Genomic DNA, 16,885 nt, shown 5'->3' on the forward strand with positions numbered 1-16,885 from the left:
AAATGCCACAGATCATGGCAAAAAACATCCAAAAACCCAATAAATTTAATATAAAACAATTATTTATATCAAAAAATAAGAAAATAAAGGTCCTTAAATTATAAAAAAATAGCTGATTTAGCTCACTTTTAAAAAACTTTTGTTATTTCTCACGCCAGTAACCAATCCTTTTTACAGATCTTAAAACTATTCAGTACTTCAATAGCTCAAATTCGCTAAGTCAGAACAACATTTTATCATTCCGCCTAAAAATCCAGCTCATTTTCATCAAAGTGCCTAAGGCAACAACTAAGCATAATTTTTCAAAAACGAAATAAATTTAATTAATTATTAAAAATCAATAATTTAAATAACAGCATAACCTAAAGTTATATAAATGATACCAAATAGCGTGGAACATATTTACAATCGTTCTATATTTAATACAATCATTCTTAGCTGTTTTATATTTTTAATCAGCATCTTTTTTTAGTCATTGCATCCAGCTTTACCACAATGAATACTCATCAGAAAATCAAATCTTATTTTTTGTGCTTCTTAAAAAATATCCATAGGCTCACAATCGTTGCTTTAAGTCACCAATACAGAAATCACGACTTCTACGGGTGTGGATAAGTATTTTTAAATTCAAAAAATTAGCCTTATTTTTAGCTCCAAATATTCTTTTCTTTTTGATCAAATTTCGTGTTTTTTCAGCCTAAAAAAAGCTTAAATACAAGCCTGAATAACAAGTTATCCACAGCAGTTTTAGCTAAGATTATCTGATTTTTTGTCTATTTTATAGTCATTTTTTGATTAACCGACGAACAGCATCAAAGATGATTTGATTGTTTTGAACACTTTTCTTTTTGCTTTGAATGACACTTTTTTAATGATTTTAATGCGTTAATTTGGAGAGAATATAAGGTGATAAAGGAAAAGAGTAGATAACAATAGGTTATTAATCAGGCATTTTTGGTTTTTTTATTGACTATTTTTAAGGTTTTTATAAATTTAGAGATCATAAATCCAGCATAATTTATGATCTCTACTTGCATTCTTTTAATGTAATTTATGCAAATGTTTGGTTTTACAAAATCTAAGCTCTACTATTTTCCATTCATTTGTATAGACCCACAGCTCCTGAATCACAGTACCATCATTTTCAAGCTCTATCGTGACTTTACACTCGGTATTATTGATATCAAATTCGTATTCTTCGCTTTGCACATTGGGTTTTTGAGGCTTCCACACCCCATTTTTTACTGCGTCCGCAATTTTTTCGTATCGTGTTGCACTACCTTCGGTTATCCCTTCTTTTTCATAGATCACTTTAAAATGCTCATCTTCGTAATGTGACAAAATGTCATAATTACCTGTAAAAAAAGCATTTACCCAAATGTCACGCACTTGTTCAAAATGATTATCCATAGCCAACATCCTCATCAATTATTGTTTGATGTAGTAAATAATTTACACTAGGGTCTGTTGGTATTTCAAATTGGTTGCGCCACTCTCTACATCTCGTGCCATGCCTGCTCAATTTTAGCCAACAACGCAATTCAGTTGTGAAATATCAACAAACTCTGATCATTTCATAGTAATAAGTCATTTTTATAAAATATTGATTAAACAAAATTTCATATTACAAAAGTCATTAAAAAATGCGCGAATTAGGGGTGATTAGGGAGAAATTATGAAGATTGCTAAGTTGAAAATACATTTATTCTGCTTTGAGCTAGGCCGAAGGTGTTTATTTGGTTTTTAGGGATTTTTTCAATTATTTTTTAAATTTTTTTCTATAAAATCAAAGATGTTCCACATGGAACATAAAAAAAGCTGCCTAGTTTAGACAGCTTTTTATTTGTACTTAAATTTTGTGTGATAAATAAACCAAATTAGGCATCAATATCAGCATGTAATGCATTTTCTTCAATAAATGCACGACGTGGCTCTACATCATCACCCATTAAGCATGAGAACATACGATCCGCTTCAATCGCATCATCAATCGTCACCTGAAGCATGTTACGGTTTTCAGGATCCATTGTTGTTTCCCAAAGCTGTTCAGCATTCATCTCACCAAGACCTTTATAGCGTTGAATCATCATGCCACGACGAGAATCTTGTAAGATTTGTTGCCAAACTTGGTGGAAATTGCTGACATTAATACGACGCTCACCTTTTTGTAGATAAGCACCTTCTTCAATCAATTTAAACCAGCTTTGCGAGTTCAAGAGTAGGCGCTTGTATTCGCCAGATGAAAGTAAGCCTGTGTCCAGTAAGTACTGATGCGGCAAATTATGCACATACAGCGTAATACGTGGCCAGAAATGCTCTACTTTTTGACCATCAGCATGTTCTTTTTCAAAACTTTCCAAGCTAATTTCTGGACGTAAACTTGGTTGAGCAGTTTCAATCGCTTGACGCAATTGCTCAGCCCACTGTTCTACATACGCTTTATCATGGTTTTGATCAAGTTTGAATGCTTCCAAGCCCAACAAACCATCAAGGAGAGTTGCAGGGTAACGCTGAGTCAAACGATGTAAGCTTTTTTGCGATGTTTGATAATCAGCAATCACTTTTTCTAAAGCTTCACCACGAATTGCAGGTGCTTCTGCACTGATATGCAATTCCAATTCATCAATCGCATTTGAAATTAAATAAGTATCTAGGGCTTCATTATCTTTAATATAAAGCTCTTGCTTACCTTTTTTCACTTTATACAAAGGTGGCTGCGCAATATAAATATAACCACGTTCCACAAGTTCAGGCATTTGACGGAAGAAGAAAGTCAAAAGCAATGTACGGATATGTGATCCATCCACGTCGGCATCGGTCATGATAATGATTTTATGATAACGCAACTTGTCTGGGTTATATTCTTCACGTCCAATACCACAACCAAGTGCAGTAATCAGAGTGCCGACTTCTTGAGAAGAAATCATTTTGTCAAAACGTGCACGTTCCACGTTTAGGATTTTACCTTTAAGTGGCAAAATCGCTTGCATCTTACGGTTACGACCCTGTTTTGCAGAACCGCCCGCTGAGTCACCTTCGACTAAGTAAAGTTCAGAAAGTGCTGGATCTTTTTCTTGGCAATCTGCCAATTTGCCAGGAAGACCCGCGATATCTAATGCACTTTTACGACGAGTCATTTCACGTGCTTTACGTGCGGCATCACGCGCACGAGCTGCATCAATGATTTTTCCTGCAATCGATTTAGCAGCTTGAGGATTTTCAAGTAAATACTCAGAAAATGCCTTGTTCATTGCTTGTTCAACAGCAGGCTTCACTTCACTTGAAACCAATTTTTCTTTGGTTTGTGAAGAGAATTTCGGATCAGGTACTTTCACTGAGATAATCGCAGTCAAACCTTCACGCGCATCATCACCCGTTACAGCAACTTTCTCTTTTTTCAATAAGCTTTCATTTTCCATGTAGCTGTTTAAGCCACGTGTCAATGCCGCACGGAAACCTGCGAGATGCGTACCGCCGTCTTTTTGCGGAATATTATTGGTAAAGCAACGCACATTTTCTTGGTATGTATCATTCCATTGCAAAGCAACTTCAACACCAATGCCGTTGTCAGCTTGAGTAGTGAAATGGAAAATATCATTCAGGTGTGTTTTACCTTGGTTGATATATTTTACAAACTCAGACAAACCGCCTTCGTAGTCATAAACATGTTCAAAAGCAACACGCTCATCACGTAAAATAATGCGTACACCAGCGTTTAGGAATGACAATTCACGTAAACGACGTGCCAAGATATCAACATTAAAAATCGTTTGACTAAAAGTTTCAGCACTTGGCCAAAAACGAACAATCGTACCCGTATTGGTAGTTTCACCAATCACTTTCAATGGATATTGTGGATCACCATGACGATATTCTTGGTGATGAATTTGCCCAGCACGGTAAATCGTCAATTCAAGTTTACTTGAAAGCGCATTTACCACGGATACACCTACGCCGTGCAAACCACCCGAAACTTTATAGCTATTATCGTCAAATTTACCACCAGCATGCAGGATCGTTAAAATAACCTCTGCTGCTGAAACCCCTTCTTCAGGGTGAATATCTGTTGGAATACCACGACCATTATCTGAAACACTCACAGATTCATCTTCATGAATCGTGACAATGATTTCATCACAGTGCCCAGCCAATGCTTCATCAATCGCGTTATCGACTACCTCGAACACCATATGGTGCAAGCCTGTGCCATCGTCCGTATCACCAATATACATGCCCGGACGTTTACGAACCGCATCTAGGCCACGTAATACTTTGATACTAGAGGAATCATAAGCCTTTTCTGTGGTTTGTTCTGTTTGAGAAGCAGCTTGCTCTTCTGAACTCATGGTTACTCCCTAGTCAAAAAATAGGTCATTCCAATATTGGAAAAAATCTTCAAAAAATCATTGCACAACAACTTGAACTCGACCATTGTCCACATTGAATAATTGATATGAAATAGACAAATCCTGCAAATGCTGTTGCACTGATTTATGGTCTAAAGTCGTGATAAAAACTTGGCTACCAAGTTGGCTCAATCGCTCAATTAAACGTTGTTGTGCGCTTAAATCTAATTCTGCTGTCAGATCATCTAATAATACCACAGTTTCCTTATTACAGGCATGTAGCATTGCAATCTGTGACAGTTTTAACGCCATAATTAAGAGCTTTTTTTGCCCACGTGACAAAACCACATCCGCATCTCCCAAAGGGGTTTTTAAACGCAAATCTGCACGATGTGGACCATATTCGGTATAACGTCTGTCTAGGTCTTTTTGATGAAATTGGACTAGGTCATTAAGTAAGCCTTGTTCCACATGGAACCCTGCACTGTACTCAAGTTGAATATTTAAATTGGGCAAAAGCTGTGCCAAATCTTCCGCAAGATAGGTTTTCCATTGCTCCACGATCGACAGACGCTGTGAATGCAATATTTCGCCATATTCACTGAGCATTTTATTCCACGGTTCAAGATCAGCAAGACTGAGATTGCGCTGAGTTTTCAATAAACTATTGCGTTGTTTCAATGCCCGAGAATAAAACTGCCAAGCCATATAAAATTCTGGTTCCACGTGAAACATCAACCAATCAAGTAATTGACGACGTGGTTTTGCCCCATGATCAATAATATCCGTACTCAATGGGTCAATATGCTGCAAAGGTAGAATTTTGGCGAGTTGTCCTTGAGTTGCGACAGTATCCCCATTGACTTTAATCAGCTGTTCCCCGCTTTGCTGTTTTTGCATACCAATCTTTTCTGTTGCAGATTGGGCAAAAACAATCGCGTCTTGGGTGTTATTTTGGATGTAGTTTTTGGGAATATGTGTGCGAAATGATCGCCCTGTCGCCAACAAATGAATTGCTTCGAGAATCGAGGTCTTACCCGAACCATTTTGCCCATAAAAGACGTTAAACGGCTGCAACCCACTGAGTGCAACCGTTTCTAGATTTCGTACACGTTGTATATTTAAACGCGTGATATGCATAACAATCTTAAGCTAAATAATAGGCTTAGACACGCATTGGCATGACAACATAAGTTTGGTCTTGCTGTGCAGGGTCTTGTACCAATACAGATTGGTTTGCTTCAGTCATGGTCATTGATACGTCATCACCGTCCAATACACCTAACACATCAAGCAAATATTGCGCATTGAATGACATTTCCATTGCAGTATTGGCATATTGAATCGCCAAATCTTCAATCGCTTCATCCTGTTCAGGGTTATTGGCACGAAGTTGCAAGCAATCTGTATTGAAATTAAGGAATACACCACGCAATTTTTCATTACTCAAAATTGCCACACGTTGTAATGATTGTTTAAATACATCATGTGCAATCAATACTGTTTTATCACCACCACGTGGAATTACACGGCGATAATCTGGGAATTTTCCATCAATCAATTTAGTGGTAAAACGAACGGTAATACCAGCTTGTTCTTTATCACGGTTTGGCGTATTGATCGTCACATTTAACAATTCACGACCGATCAAAAGTGTCAATTGATTATCTTCAATACTCAATAAACGCTGTAATTCACCAACTGCTTTACGTGGAACAATGGCTTGTACCAATTGTTGAGCATTTGAAGACGCCAAAGTCTCACACAATGCTAAACGATGTCCATCCGTTGTCACTGCACGTAATTGATTTTCATCAATTTCAAGTAAAGTACCAGTGAGATAAAAACGTACATCTTGAACTGCCATTGCAAATGCAGTTTTTTCAAATAAACGCTTCAATTCACGTTCAGTCACCTGAACCTGAGTACCTTGACTGTTTTCTGTGGTTAACAGTGGATAATCTTCAGCTGGTAAAGTACCCAATACAAAGCGGCTATTGCCTGATTTGAGGATACAACGTTGGTCTTCCGTGATTTGTAAATCAATCAAAGCTGCAGTCGGTAAAGATTTGCAAATATCCATAAGTTTACGTGCAGGAACTGTGGTTTCCCCTGCTTGAATACATGCACCTTCTGCAAGCGTCGTACTTGCCACAAGCTCGACTTCCAAGTCCGAACCAGTAATCGTAAGCGCTTGATTTGTCGCCTGAATTTTGACGTTTGAAAGAATGTTTAAAGTGTGGCGGCGTTCAACAGCTCCAACCACATGGGATAAAACATTGAGTAAGCTCTCTTTCGCGATTTTCAAACGCACGGTGGATTTCCTCTAAATCTGAAGACGGTAAATTTAATTTTTTAATAGCGTACTATGCGGCAGATTATGCCGCATTGCAAGAACAGAATTTAAACAACTTTTAGCTTTGTAATAGGCGCATCAAGTTTTTGTAATCTTCATTAAAAATTGGATCTTCGTCACGTAAACTCTGAACTTTTTCACAAGCATGCATCACAGTACTGTGGTCACGACCACCGAATGCCATACCGATCTCAGGGAAACTATCCCCTGTTAATTCACGTGCTAAACCCATTGCCAACTGGCGAGGTCTTGCATAAATTCGAGTGCGTTTTGGACCAACCAATTCTTTTAATGGAATACGGAAATATTCGCTGACAACACGTTGGATATTTTCTGTACTAATCGTACGGGCACGGATCGCCAAAACATCTTTGAGCGACTCACGCACCACATCCAGATCAATTGCAGTGCCTTTAAAACGTGAAATAGCAACGACTTTATTGAGCGCACCTTCAAGTTCACGTACGTTTGCAACCACTTGCTGAGCAATGAAAAGTGCACAATTTCGTGGCAAATCAATATCATTGCTTTCTGCTTTTTTCAGCAAAATTTCGATACGTGTTTCAATATCGGGTGGTTCAACCCCAACTGATAATCCCCAAGAAAAACGTGAAACCAAGCGAGGATCCAGTTCTGTTAATTCTTTAGGATAACGGTCAGAAGTTAAAATAATCTGTTTTGATTCATCCAATAAAGCATTGAAAGTATAGAAAAATTCAACAAGACTGGCTTCTTTTCCAGCCAATAAATGAATATCATCGACCAAGAGTAAATCAAGAGAACGACAATTTTTCTTAAACTCTTCAACTTTGCCTTTTTGCAATGAACTGACAAAATCTTGTACAAAACTTTCTGCGGTCATATACATGACACGAGCATTCGGTTTTGCTTGTAATAAGGCATTCCCGACTGCTTGCATTAAATGCGTTTTACCTAAGCCTGTAGGACCATATAAAAATAATGGATTGTGCTGTGATTCACCCAATTGAGTTAATACTTTACGACACGTTTCAGCCGCCATTTGGTTAGAGCGACCTTCTACAAATAAAGCAAAAGTAAACAATGGGTTAAGCAAACGTTTTTTATTGTTTTTAGGTGAAACAGTTTCGTGTTCTTTTTCTTTTTTGGCTTTTGGTGCAACAGCCACTGGTGCTGATTCTAAAGCAGCAGTTGTCGTTGCTGGTTGTTCAGAAGCAGATAAAATCGCGCCCGGTCGAGAATCTACAAGTATTTCGACTTTACGAATACGACCTTCTGAAAGCTGCTCGGCCAAAATGGAAATCAGTTCGAGATGATGTTCCTGAATATATCGTGTCCAATATGGATTTGGTGCATACAGCTTTAAAGTATCTTCAACTTCATCTGCCACCAAAGGACGAATCCACATAGCATAGACATTATCAGATAGCTCTTGTCGCAAGCGAGTTAAGCAGTCCGTCCAAAGCATGTGAAACCCCTTCTTTAATTACATTACGTTTTTAAATTTAAAAAACATCTTCCCCACCACAGGGGGTCGCCATTCTAACCAAGTTATCCACATCTGTCATGACTAAAACAGTCACATTTGCTCAAAAAAGCAACCTTCTGCAATTAAATTCAAATTTAAAGGGCTTGTGGATAAGATTTAGCTGATCCTGTGGATAAAATATAGCACAAAGTTATCCACAATCCATCTTTTTAATAGAAACATGGATATCCACAAGTTAAATTATTGTTTTTAAAATCTAAAACAGACATTTCCACACAAAAAAGGCTCTCTAATAATAATAAATTTAAATTTATAAATTTGAATTTATTTATAAGCTCGCAAGTTGATGTGGATAACTCATCATATTTGAATTTAAATTCAAAAGCAGGTCTAAAATGAATTTAAAAATATCGGTATGTGGATAAATTTATGGATATCTGTGTTCATAACTTATCTTTATACTATAAAATAATAAGTTATGTTGTGAATTCTTTTTTGATTAGCAAATGTGCATTTATTTATTCATTTGATTGACTGCATAAAAATGATGCGAATATACGAAAGAAAGTCGCTTATTGATTGACAGCACAAACAATGCACAATACAATCGCGAACCTTTATACAAAGATCATTTTTGGAGTTTCAATATGAAACGTACATTTCAACCATCTGAATTAAAGCGTAAGCGCGTTCATGGTTTCCGTGCTCGTATGGCTACTAAAGCTGGTCGTCAAGTGTTAGCTCGTCGTCGTGCAAAAGGCCGTCATAGCTTAACTGTTTAATTAAACTGTTAAGTTTACGAATTGGGTGTTATGACACTTTATAGTTTTGGTCACGATGTTCGCATACATTGTGCAGCAGATTACAAAAGTGTATTTGATGGTGCGCTTTTTAAAGTGCATCAACCCCATTTTCTATTTTTAGCAAAACTAACTGAGCAGCCTAAAAGCCGCTTGGGTATTGTTGTTGCTAAGAAAAAAGTGCGCCGTGCGCATGAAAGAAATCGAATAAAACGTCTTGCTCGTGAAAGTTTTCGCTTACATCAGAAGCAGATCGAATTATTGGATATTGTGGTTATGCCTAAAATAGGTATAGAAGCAGTATCTAATGCTGAATTGCATCAGCAGTTACAATTTGCTTGGCACAAACTTCAACGTCAGGCTAAAAAGCATCATAAAATAGCTGTTTCTTCTCCTCATTAATAGAGATGACCAATGGTTCGTTTATTGCATTGGTTGATACGTTTCTATCAAATTGCGATTAGTCCGATGATTGGACCACGTTGTCGTTACATTCCAACTTGTTCTCAATATTCGTTAGAAGCAATTCATACCCATGGTGCGATGAAAGGTGTTTACCTCGCAACCAAGCGTATTTGTCGTTGTCATCCTTGGGGTGGTTATGGATACGATCCTGTACCTAAAAAAGCAATTCGTTTTATTTCATTTCAGCAAATAGATTCTCAAATGCTTCACATTGCTGTACCCTTTCGTGAACATTTATTGGTACAACATCACTCTAACCACTTGGGGTAATACATATGCAACAATGGGCCAGGTTTGCAATTATCGGTGCTATGTTAGTCACTGCATACTTGCTTATTTTGGCATGGCAAAAAGATTATGGTAATCAAGCACCTACTGTTCAAGAAAAAACAGCAGTCGTTGCTCACGATGTATCAACTGATTTGCCTAATGCTCAAAATACGGCAACATCTAGCGATGTTCCACAGGCAAGTACTGCACAAGCTCAACAAAGCCCAGCAGCTACAGCGAATCCAACTGCAAATCAAAATCTGATTTCAGTGAAAACTGACCTTTATCATCTTTGGATTAGCCCTAAAGGTGGTGATGTTGTTCGAGTTGAATTACTGCAACATGATCAAACTAAAGATGGTAATCAACCATTTGTCATGCTTGAAAGTGATCCAAAACGTACCTATGTTGCTCAATCTGGTTTGATTGGTCCAAACGGTCCAGATGGTAGCAAAGCGGGTCGTCCAACTTATGCGACTGAAAAAACAGAATATACTTTAGCTGATGCCAAAGACGTAACCAAAGATGGTAAAACATCGAAAGTTGTTTCTGTGCCAATGGTTTACACCACAGCTGAAGGCGTTGAGATTGTCAAAACATATACCTTTAAACAAGGTGACTACCCTGTAAATGTGAGCTATCAGGTGAATAACCGCAGCGCACAAGCTTGGCAAGGTCAAATGTTTGGTCAGTTAAAACGTGATGATTCTGCAGATCCAGGTAAATCTTCTCAAGGTATCTTTACATTGGGTACATTCTTGGGTGGAGCATGGGGTACACCAGATTCACATTATAACAAACTAAAATTTGCTAACTTCAATGAAGACAAACTCAGCACTGATGCAAAAGGTGGTTGGGTGGCAATGGTTCAGCATTATTTTGTGAGTGCTTGGATTCCAGGTCATTTTGGTAATCAAGAATACACAGCAAAACTTGAATCTCGTAAGACTCAAGATGGCATGAATATCATTGGCTTTACTTCTCCAATGATTAATGTTCCTGCTGGTAAAGCAATGTCAGTTGATGCAACGCTTTACTCTGGTCCGAAAATTCAATCTGAATTGAAAGATTTGGCTGTCGGTTTAAACCAAACTGTAGATTATGGTTGGTTATGGCCAATTGCTAAATTATTGTTTGTTGGACTTCAGTTCTTCCATAACATCGTGGGTAACTGGGGCTGGTCAATCATTCTCTTGACGATTGTCGTGAAACTTATTCTTTGGCCATTGTCGTCTAAGAGCTACCGTTCTATGGCGAAAATGCGTGTGATTGCACCAGAAATGCAACGCATGAAAGAAGAGTTTGGTGAAGATCGTATGCGTTTCTCTCAAGAAATGATGGCGCTTTACAAACGTGAACAAGTAAACCCACTTTCTGGTTGTTTACCGCTTCTTATTCAAATGCCGATCTTCCTTGCGTTGTATTGGGTATTGATGGAATCAGTTGAACTTCGCCATGCGCCGTGGATGCTTTGGATTCAAGATTTGTCAGCGATGGATCCATGGTTTATCTTGCCATTGATCATGGGTGCGACGATGTTTATTCAACAAATGTTGAACCCTCAACCTGCTGATCCTATGCAAGCAAAAGTATTCAAGATCATGCCAATCATGTTTACTGTATTTATGCTGTTCTTCCCTGCTGGTCTAGTACTTTACTGGATCGTCAACAACTCGATTACGATTAGCCAGCAATGGTTTATCAACAAGAGCGTTGAGAAAGCGAAAGCAAAAACAGATGCTGCTTAATTAAAGTCTCTAAGCAACAGCTGAATAAATCCGCTTAAGATGGTAATCTTAGGCGGATTTTTTATTGACCTGAATAGAGATAAATTTGATGACTACACTCAATAACACCACAATTGCTGCGATTGCGACACCGCCCGGTCGTGGGGGAGTTGGAGTGATTCGCCTTTCAGGTCCTAAAGCCTATGCTATTGCTGAAAGCTTGACACAAAAAGCCTTGCCTAAAGCACGTATGGCTGGATTTCGTCAGTTTTATGATGAATATGGTCAAGTGATGGATGAGGGGTTGGTGATTTGTTTCCCAAATCCAAATTCATTTACTGGAGAGGATGTGGTGGAATTGCAGGGTCATGGTGGCCCTGTAATCCAAAATGCACTATTGGCACGTCTTTTAGAACTTGGTGCAACTGCTGCTAAAGCCGGTGAATTTTCCATGCGCGCTTTTGAAAATGGCAAAATGGATTTGGTTCAAGCAGAAGCAATTGCTGATTTGATTGATGCTACCTCTCAAGCAGCAGCACGTTCCGCTGTACGTTCTTTACAAGGTGCATTTTCCAACAAGGTCAACACTGTTTTAGAAAAATTGATTCATCTACGTTTGCATGTGGAAGCTGCGATTGATTTTCCAGAAGAAGAAATCGATTTTCTGGCTGATGGTAAAATTTTACATTTGTTAGAAGACGTACAAGCCTCGGTTGCAGCAGTACAACAATCTGCTCGTCAAGGTCAGTTGCTTCGTGAAGGCTTGCAAGTGGTCATTGCGGGTAAACCGAATGCTGGAAAATCGAGTCTGCTCAATGCGCTCGCTGGGATTGAACGTGCAATTGTGACCGACATTGCGGGTACAACACGTGATGTGCTACATGAGAAAATCACTTTAAATGGTTTGCCTATTACTCTAACCGATACAGCAGGTCTTCGTGAAACAGGCGATATCGTCGAAAAAGAAGGGATTCGCCGTGCCATTAAAGAAATTGAGCAAGCGGATTTATTACTTTTGGTCTATGACTTAAGCCAAGGCGAAGATCCTTTGGCATTGGCTGAAGAATATTTTGCAGATCATATTGAGCCAAAACGCTTGATGTTAATCGGTAATAAGTGCGATTTGACTGCGCAATCGCCACAATTAAATGATTTTAATGGCTTTAGACAGATAACCGTATCGGCAAAACAGGAAATGGGCGTACAAGCGCTTATTGAAGCGATTACAGCGCATGCAGGTTTTCACCCAGAAGAAGATACCTTTATTGCCCGAACACGCCATTTAGACGCAATGAAACGCACTCAGCAGTATCTAGCAGAGTCACGTGTACAATTGGTAGAGTTTCACGCGGGGGAATTAGTTGCTGAATCATTGCGTCTAGCTCAAAATGCTTTGGGTGAGATCACGGGTGATTTCAGTGCGGATGATTTGCTTGGTAAGATTTTCGGATCATTCTGTATCGGAAAGTAATTTCAAATTTAAATTGATTCAACAATACTTTGAATTTCATAAAAGCATTAAATAATATGTATTTAATGCTTTTTTTATGAGAAAAATTACTAATTAATAAATGCATTTTTTATTTTATATTCTGAGAAATGTATTTTAGTTTTTTATTTGAGTGTAGTACTCGTCTTGTGTTTCGGGCAAAGCAGTGTTTTGCTTTTCCTTGCTCACCCAAGCCTTATACTCTGCCGTCCAAACGATCGCTCCTGATTGATCCGACATTTCTTGTAGTGTACCTAAATGGTCGTAATACCAAACTCGATCAAGCTTCTCAGCTTTCTGGGCTGTATGCCACAACGGATCTTTATCACATTCAACAGTTAACTAAATAATAATCATAAACTTGACCATCATAATAATTATTTTCTTCTCCTGGAAAATCTGAATAACCATTTACAATAATACCACTTTTAAAATCAAGTGAAAAAATAGAAATAAAATCGACTTTATTTAAATAAATAATTTCTAAAATTTTATTTACCTTCCATTTCTCCAATACTAAAATTGGTAAACTAGTTTCATAATATTGATTACCCAAAGAAACTTCTGGCAAGATAAAATAAAATACATCATTATCATTATATTTTGATAAGAAATTACTTAGCATAGTTTCATCTAATAAATTTTCTTGCGTATGTAAATTAACACCTCCCTTAATCTCAAAAATTTTTTTTAAAATTTCAGAGCTTTTCGGTGTGTATAACTGCTGTATTTCGTCTATGTCCAAATCAACTTCTGATAAAATTTTTTTTAATTTTATCTTCTGCTTAACTTTAACTTTTTTTTCTTCAATAGTTAAATTAATCATAATCAGTGCCTTATCAATATTTATTTAAAAAATATACTATTTCTTATGTTCAATAGCATCCTGACTAGAATGATATTTCCAAGCTCCATTAGAAAAAGTAGTAGGTGTATTATTACTCTCTAATCCTTTAGGTATTCCTATATGCCAATGTGGACATTTGTGGTCTTTATCAGGTTGATGATGGGATATAATTCTATATGAATTCGGGTCTTTATTATTATTACCAACTTTACATAGATACTGCTCCCATCCTTTAATTCCTCTTTGTGCTATTGGAGCACTAGTACATGCAATAGCTTTATCTAATTTTAATACTTTGCGTCTAGCATCAAATGAAGAAATTGTTGATTTACACTCATCTTCTTTTTTCTTACAACAAGTATTTTGCTGAGATGACAATCCTAACGGATCCACCCATCCCACAGGATTTGGCGCATAAGCATAAATATTATTGCCACCGAGTAGACCAATCGGATCCTTACTTATAAACCTCCCCACATGGTAATCCCCCCTAAAAATAATAGGATCTAAAAGTAGAATTTTCTCTTAAGATACAAGCAGGAGATTCTGCATGAAAACATCTAAATTTACAGACAGCCAGATCATGTCCATCTTAAAGCAAGCGGAGTCTGGTACACCTGTTGCTGCCCTATGTCGTGAACACGGTATGAGTAATGCAACCTTCTATAAATGGCGTGCTAAATATGGCGGCATGGATACATCTTTGATGGCACGGCTGAAAGAGTTGGAAACAGAAAATACCAGACTGAAAAAAATGTATGCTGAAGAGCGGTTAAAGGCAGAAATTATTCAGGAAGCGATGTCAAAAAAGTGGTGAAGCCATCTTGTCGACGTCAGATGGCTCAACATGCAGTGGCCCGACATGCTGTTAGTATCCGTTTGGCTTGCACTGCATTTGGCATAAGTGAAACCTGCTACCGTTATCAGGCTAAACTCAGTGATGACAATGTGCTCATTGCAGAACAGCTCATAGACCTCACTGAGGAAAATTCCGATTGGGGCTTTGGTCTATGCTTCTCATATTTACGGCATGTTAAGAGTCACTGTTGGAATCACAAGCGGGTTTACCGCATTTACTGTGAGTTAGCACTGAATCTGCGTATTAAGCCAAGAAGAAGACTAAAACGACATGCGCCTGAACCATTGAAAGAACCCATCCGTGAAAATCAGGTCTGGTCACTGGATTTTATGCACGATCAGCTTTCCGATGGTCGCAAATTTCGATTATTGAATGTGATTGATGATTACCGCCGCGAAGGTTTAGTTATTGAAGCAGGGTTCTCACTACCTGCAATACGAGTTATTCGAGCACTCAATCAGTTGTTGGAATATCGGGAAAAACCTTTGGTGATTAGATGCGACAATGGACCTGAGTTTATCAGTCATGAATTCGTACGCTGGGCAACTGAACACGGTATTTGTATTGAACATATTCAACCAGGTAACCCACAACAGAATGCGTATATTGAACGCTATAATCGAACCATACGTTATAGTTGGCTAAGCAAACATTTATTTGATACTTTGGATGAAGTACAAGATTATGCAACGAATTGGCTATGGCATTACAATCATGAAAGACCACACCAAGCCAACAAAGGAAGGCCTCCTCTAATGGCTGCTTAACCTCTACTTTTAACTTCAGTTAGTTATGGGAGGATTACCACATAAGGCGAATAGTAGCGATATCTATTGTAGTGCAGTCCTGTTTCATCATCTTTGCGCTTCAGACTGAGCAGTGCTCAGTCTTTGCTCATGCCCTGGAAGCGGATATTATTGGTGATGATTTCTGAGTTTCATATATCAAGCTTCATGTGAGTTTGGATTAATATTTATCTTAAAATTCTTGTTTTTTAAAATCCAACATGCCATTTATCACACATAAACTTCCTAAAGGGTACTCCCCTTTCCAACCACAAGGTAAATAGTTACTTTTATAGGACTCTAATAAAAGATTGATTAATTTTTCAGAATACCCAACATAAATAGCCATTAATATTAGATGAATATCACTTTCCATATCATCTAAAAAATAATAAAAAATTTTAGTATGACCTTCTAGTTTTTTTTCTAATGTAGAGTTTAATTTATCAACTTTATTTTCAAAATCTTCTAAATCCAGATTTTCTTTATAAACTATGTTATATACTTCTTTAGAAATACTACTTCTTAAATCATTCCAACTTTCATATGGCTCATCTATATTTTGATCATGAGCAGTTTTTAAGGCTAATCTAAAATTAATTTCCAAAAAATCATTTCTCAATTTAGGTTGGATATGCTTATCTAAGAAATTTTTTTGAAAAAAATCATAAATATTGTAAAAATCTTGAGTGAAAAGATTTTTTTTGGGATAAATAATTTCACGATCATTAATTTTATTTTTTACTTTTTCTATGAGTTCTAACGGAAAAGATGGAATCTTCTCAGCTAATTTAATTAATGGCTCAATTCGCTCGATCACTAAATTTTCTTTTTTTAATTCAATATCAAGCAATAAAGTTTCGATAGCATTTTGTTTTAATAAAATATCATCTGTTTCTTCGATAATATTTCTTAAAATCTCAGCAGCTTCAACATTCTTACTAAATTTAATAAGTTTTTTTGCATATTCAATTTTGTTTAAACTCATATTAGTATCTCCTTGAAGATTTAATATACGGCAGACTAAAACTTGAAGTGCGACACCCCCAACCTAATATAGGTATAAAGGAGTGTCATATTGTCATACATACATTTAACAATAGTTGAACGAACTGCACTAATGCTAGAGTTTAACAAACCCAATTTTTCTGCTCGAAAATTTGCTAAACAAATTAACCGACATCACAGTACAATTTCTCGTGAATTAAATAAAAATTGCGGTTCTGTTCATCAATATAGTGCTGAACAAGCGATTGAATTTTCGCAGCAACGACGCAGGCGCGGTCATACAAAAATTTATTTGGATTCCTTACTATGGAAATTTATTGTAGAAGCCATAAAATGTTTATGGTCGCCTGTACAAATTTCTAAGTGGCTCAAACGACAATCAGATGATAAAGAGATGAATATTAGCCATACCACAATCTATTCAACAATCAGAGCTTTACCCAAAGGTGAACTTAAAAAGGAGTT

General features: G+C 37.2%; 13 protein-coding genes and 4 pseudogenes. 7 read left to right on the forward strand and 10 right to left on the reverse strand.

Annotation, left to right across the window (positions count from 1 at the left end; all coding sequences use genetic code 11):
• Positions 1-1,041: 1,041 nt before the first annotated feature.
• The 5 genes from F960_RS20895 to dnaA all read right to left on the reverse strand — a co-directional run bounded on the left by F960_RS20895 (position 1,042) and on the right by dnaA (position 8,149).
• Entirely contained in the window at positions 1,042-1,410 is a 369-nt protein-coding gene (locus tag F960_RS20895; RefSeq protein WP_004871610.1) for a hypothetical protein, read from the reverse strand.
• Between the two features lie 467 nt (positions 1,411-1,877).
• Positions 1,878-4,346, reverse strand: coding sequence for a DNA topoisomerase (ATP-hydrolyzing) subunit B (gene gyrB / locus F960_RS20900; RefSeq protein WP_004871613.1), 2,469 nt, complete (start codon positions 4,344-4,346; stop codon positions 1,878-1,880).
• 57 nt (positions 4,347-4,403) lie between these two features.
• Entirely contained in the window at positions 4,404-5,486 is a 1,083-nt protein-coding gene (gene recF, locus F960_RS20905; protein ID WP_004871616.1) for a DNA replication/repair protein RecF, read from the reverse strand.
• Positions 5,487-5,511: 25 nt separating this feature from the next.
• The gene (gene dnaN, locus F960_RS20910; RefSeq protein WP_004871618.1) at positions 5,512-6,660 is read right to left on the reverse strand and encodes a DNA polymerase III subunit beta; all 1,149 of its coding nucleotides are present in this window, start codon (positions 6,658-6,660) and stop codon (positions 5,512-5,514) included.
• Between the two features lie 100 nt (positions 6,661-6,760).
• Positions 6,761-8,149: a chromosomal replication initiator protein DnaA gene (gene dnaA / locus F960_RS20915; RefSeq protein ID WP_004871619.1), complete on the reverse strand. Its 1,389-nt coding sequence runs from the start codon at positions 8,147-8,149 to the stop codon at positions 6,761-6,763.
• Between the two features lie 668 nt (positions 8,150-8,817).
• Between dnaA and rpmH the strand changes: the two genes are divergently transcribed.
• The 5 genes from rpmH (at position 8,818) to mnmE (ending at position 12,903) form a co-directional block, all read left to right on the forward strand.
• Positions 8,818-8,952 (forward strand): 50S ribosomal protein L34, encoded by a 135-nt coding sequence (rpmH, locus tag F960_RS20920; RefSeq protein WP_000831329.1) that lies wholly within the window; start codon positions 8,818-8,820, stop codon positions 8,950-8,952.
• Positions 8,953-8,982: 30 nt separating this feature from the next.
• Entirely contained in the window at positions 8,983-9,372 is a 390-nt protein-coding gene (gene rnpA, locus F960_RS20925) for a ribonuclease P protein component (protein ID WP_004871621.1), read from the forward strand.
• 12 nt (positions 9,373-9,384) lie between these two features.
• Positions 9,385-9,705: a membrane protein insertion efficiency factor YidD gene (gene yidD, locus F960_RS20930; RefSeq protein WP_004871624.1), complete on the forward strand. Its 321-nt coding sequence runs from the start codon at positions 9,385-9,387 to the stop codon at positions 9,703-9,705.
• A gap of 5 nt (positions 9,706-9,710) precedes the next feature.
• Complete coding sequence (yidC, locus tag F960_RS20935; protein WP_004871628.1) at positions 9,711-11,453, forward strand: membrane protein insertase YidC; 1,743 nt, start codon at positions 9,711-9,713, stop codon at positions 11,451-11,453.
• An 88-nt stretch (positions 11,454-11,541) separates the two neighbouring features.
• Complete coding sequence (gene mnmE / locus F960_RS20940) at positions 11,542-12,903, forward strand: tRNA uridine-5-carboxymethylaminomethyl(34) synthesis GTPase MnmE (RefSeq protein WP_004871631.1); 1,362 nt, start codon at positions 11,542-11,544, stop codon at positions 12,901-12,903.
• Between the two features lie 207 nt (positions 12,904-13,110).
• Here mnmE and F960_RS23275 read toward each other — a convergent pair.
• From F960_RS23275 to F960_RS23280, 3 genes and pseudogenes are all read right to left on the reverse strand, one after another.
• Positions 13,111-13,245 (reverse strand): annotated as a pseudogene (locus F960_RS23275) (RHS domain-containing protein); the annotation flags it as partial.
• Positions 13,246-13,252: 7 nt separating this feature from the next.
• Positions 13,253-13,747, reverse strand: coding sequence for a hypothetical protein (locus F960_RS20950; protein ID WP_004871633.1), 495 nt, complete (start codon positions 13,745-13,747; stop codon positions 13,253-13,255).
• Between the two features lie 393 nt (positions 13,748-14,140).
• Positions 14,141-14,248: pseudogene (locus F960_RS23280) on the reverse strand (RHS repeat-associated core domain-containing protein); the annotation flags it as partial.
• A gap of 70 nt (positions 14,249-14,318) precedes the next feature.
• Here F960_RS23280 and F960_RS20965 point away from each other — a divergent pair.
• A protein-coding gene (locus F960_RS20965; protein ID WP_085945819.1) for an IS3 family transposase occupies positions 14,319-15,394 on the forward strand; the annotation gives its coding sequence in 2 pieces (ribosomal slippage) (positions 14,319-14,571 and positions 14,571-15,394; 1,077 coding nt in all).
• 38 nt (positions 15,395-15,432) lie between these two features.
• On the opposite strand, the pseudogene F960_RS23325 reads toward F960_RS20965, so the two are convergent.
• Positions 15,433-15,564: pseudogene (locus F960_RS23325) on the reverse strand (RHS repeat-associated core domain-containing protein); the annotation flags it as partial.
• A 41-nt stretch (positions 15,565-15,605) separates the two neighbouring features.
• Complete coding sequence (locus tag F960_RS20970) at positions 15,606-16,400, reverse strand: hypothetical protein (protein ID WP_004871638.1); 795 nt, start codon at positions 16,398-16,400, stop codon at positions 15,606-15,608.
• Positions 16,401-16,532: 132 nt separating this feature from the next.
• Here F960_RS20970 and F960_RS20975 point away from each other — a divergent pair.
• Positions 16,533-16,885 (forward strand): annotated as a pseudogene (locus F960_RS20975) (helix-turn-helix domain-containing protein); the annotation flags it as partial.

The organism is Acinetobacter gerneri DSM 14967 = CIP 107464 = MTCC 9824 (assembly GCF_000368565.1).
Taxonomy (GTDB): Bacteria; Pseudomonadota; Gammaproteobacteria; order Pseudomonadales; family Moraxellaceae; genus Acinetobacter; species Acinetobacter gerneri.

What these genes read in the sequence shown, in the direction of transcription:
- rpmH (WP_000831329.1), top strand. Translation starts at nt 8,818, where the DNA reads ATGAAACGTACATTTCAACCATCTGAATTAAAGCGTAAGCGCGTTCAT.
- mnmE (WP_004871631.1), top strand. Translation starts at nt 11,542, where the DNA reads ATGACTACACTCAATAACACCACAATTGCTGCGATTGCGACACCGCCC.
- dnaA (WP_004871619.1), bottom strand. Translation starts at nt 8,149, where the DNA reads ATGCTTTGGACGGACTGCTTAACTCGCTTGCGACAAGAGCTATCTGAT.
- F960_RS20970 (WP_004871638.1), bottom strand. Translation starts at nt 16,400, where the DNA reads ATGAGTTTAAACAAAATTGAATATGCAAAAAAACTTATTAAATTTAGT.
- gyrB (WP_004871613.1), bottom strand. Translation starts at nt 4,346, where the DNA reads ATGAGTTCAGAAGAGCAAGCTGCTTCTCAAACAGAACAAACCACAGAA.
- rnpA (WP_004871621.1), top strand. Translation starts at nt 8,983, where the DNA reads ATGACACTTTATAGTTTTGGTCACGATGTTCGCATACATTGTGCAGCA.
- F960_RS20895 (WP_004871610.1), bottom strand. Translation starts at nt 1,410, where the DNA reads ATGGATAATCATTTTGAACAAGTGCGTGACATTTGGGTAAATGCTTTT.
- yidC (WP_004871628.1), top strand. Translation starts at nt 9,711, where the DNA reads ATGCAACAATGGGCCAGGTTTGCAATTATCGGTGCTATGTTAGTCACT.
- F960_RS20950 (WP_004871633.1), bottom strand. Translation starts at nt 13,747, where the DNA reads ATGATTAATTTAACTATTGAAGAAAAAAAAGTTAAAGTTAAGCAGAAG.
- yidD (WP_004871624.1), top strand. Translation starts at nt 9,385, where the DNA reads ATGGTTCGTTTATTGCATTGGTTGATACGTTTCTATCAAATTGCGATT.
- recF (WP_004871616.1), bottom strand. Translation starts at nt 5,486, where the DNA reads ATGCATATCACGCGTTTAAATATACAACGTGTACGAAATCTAGAAACG.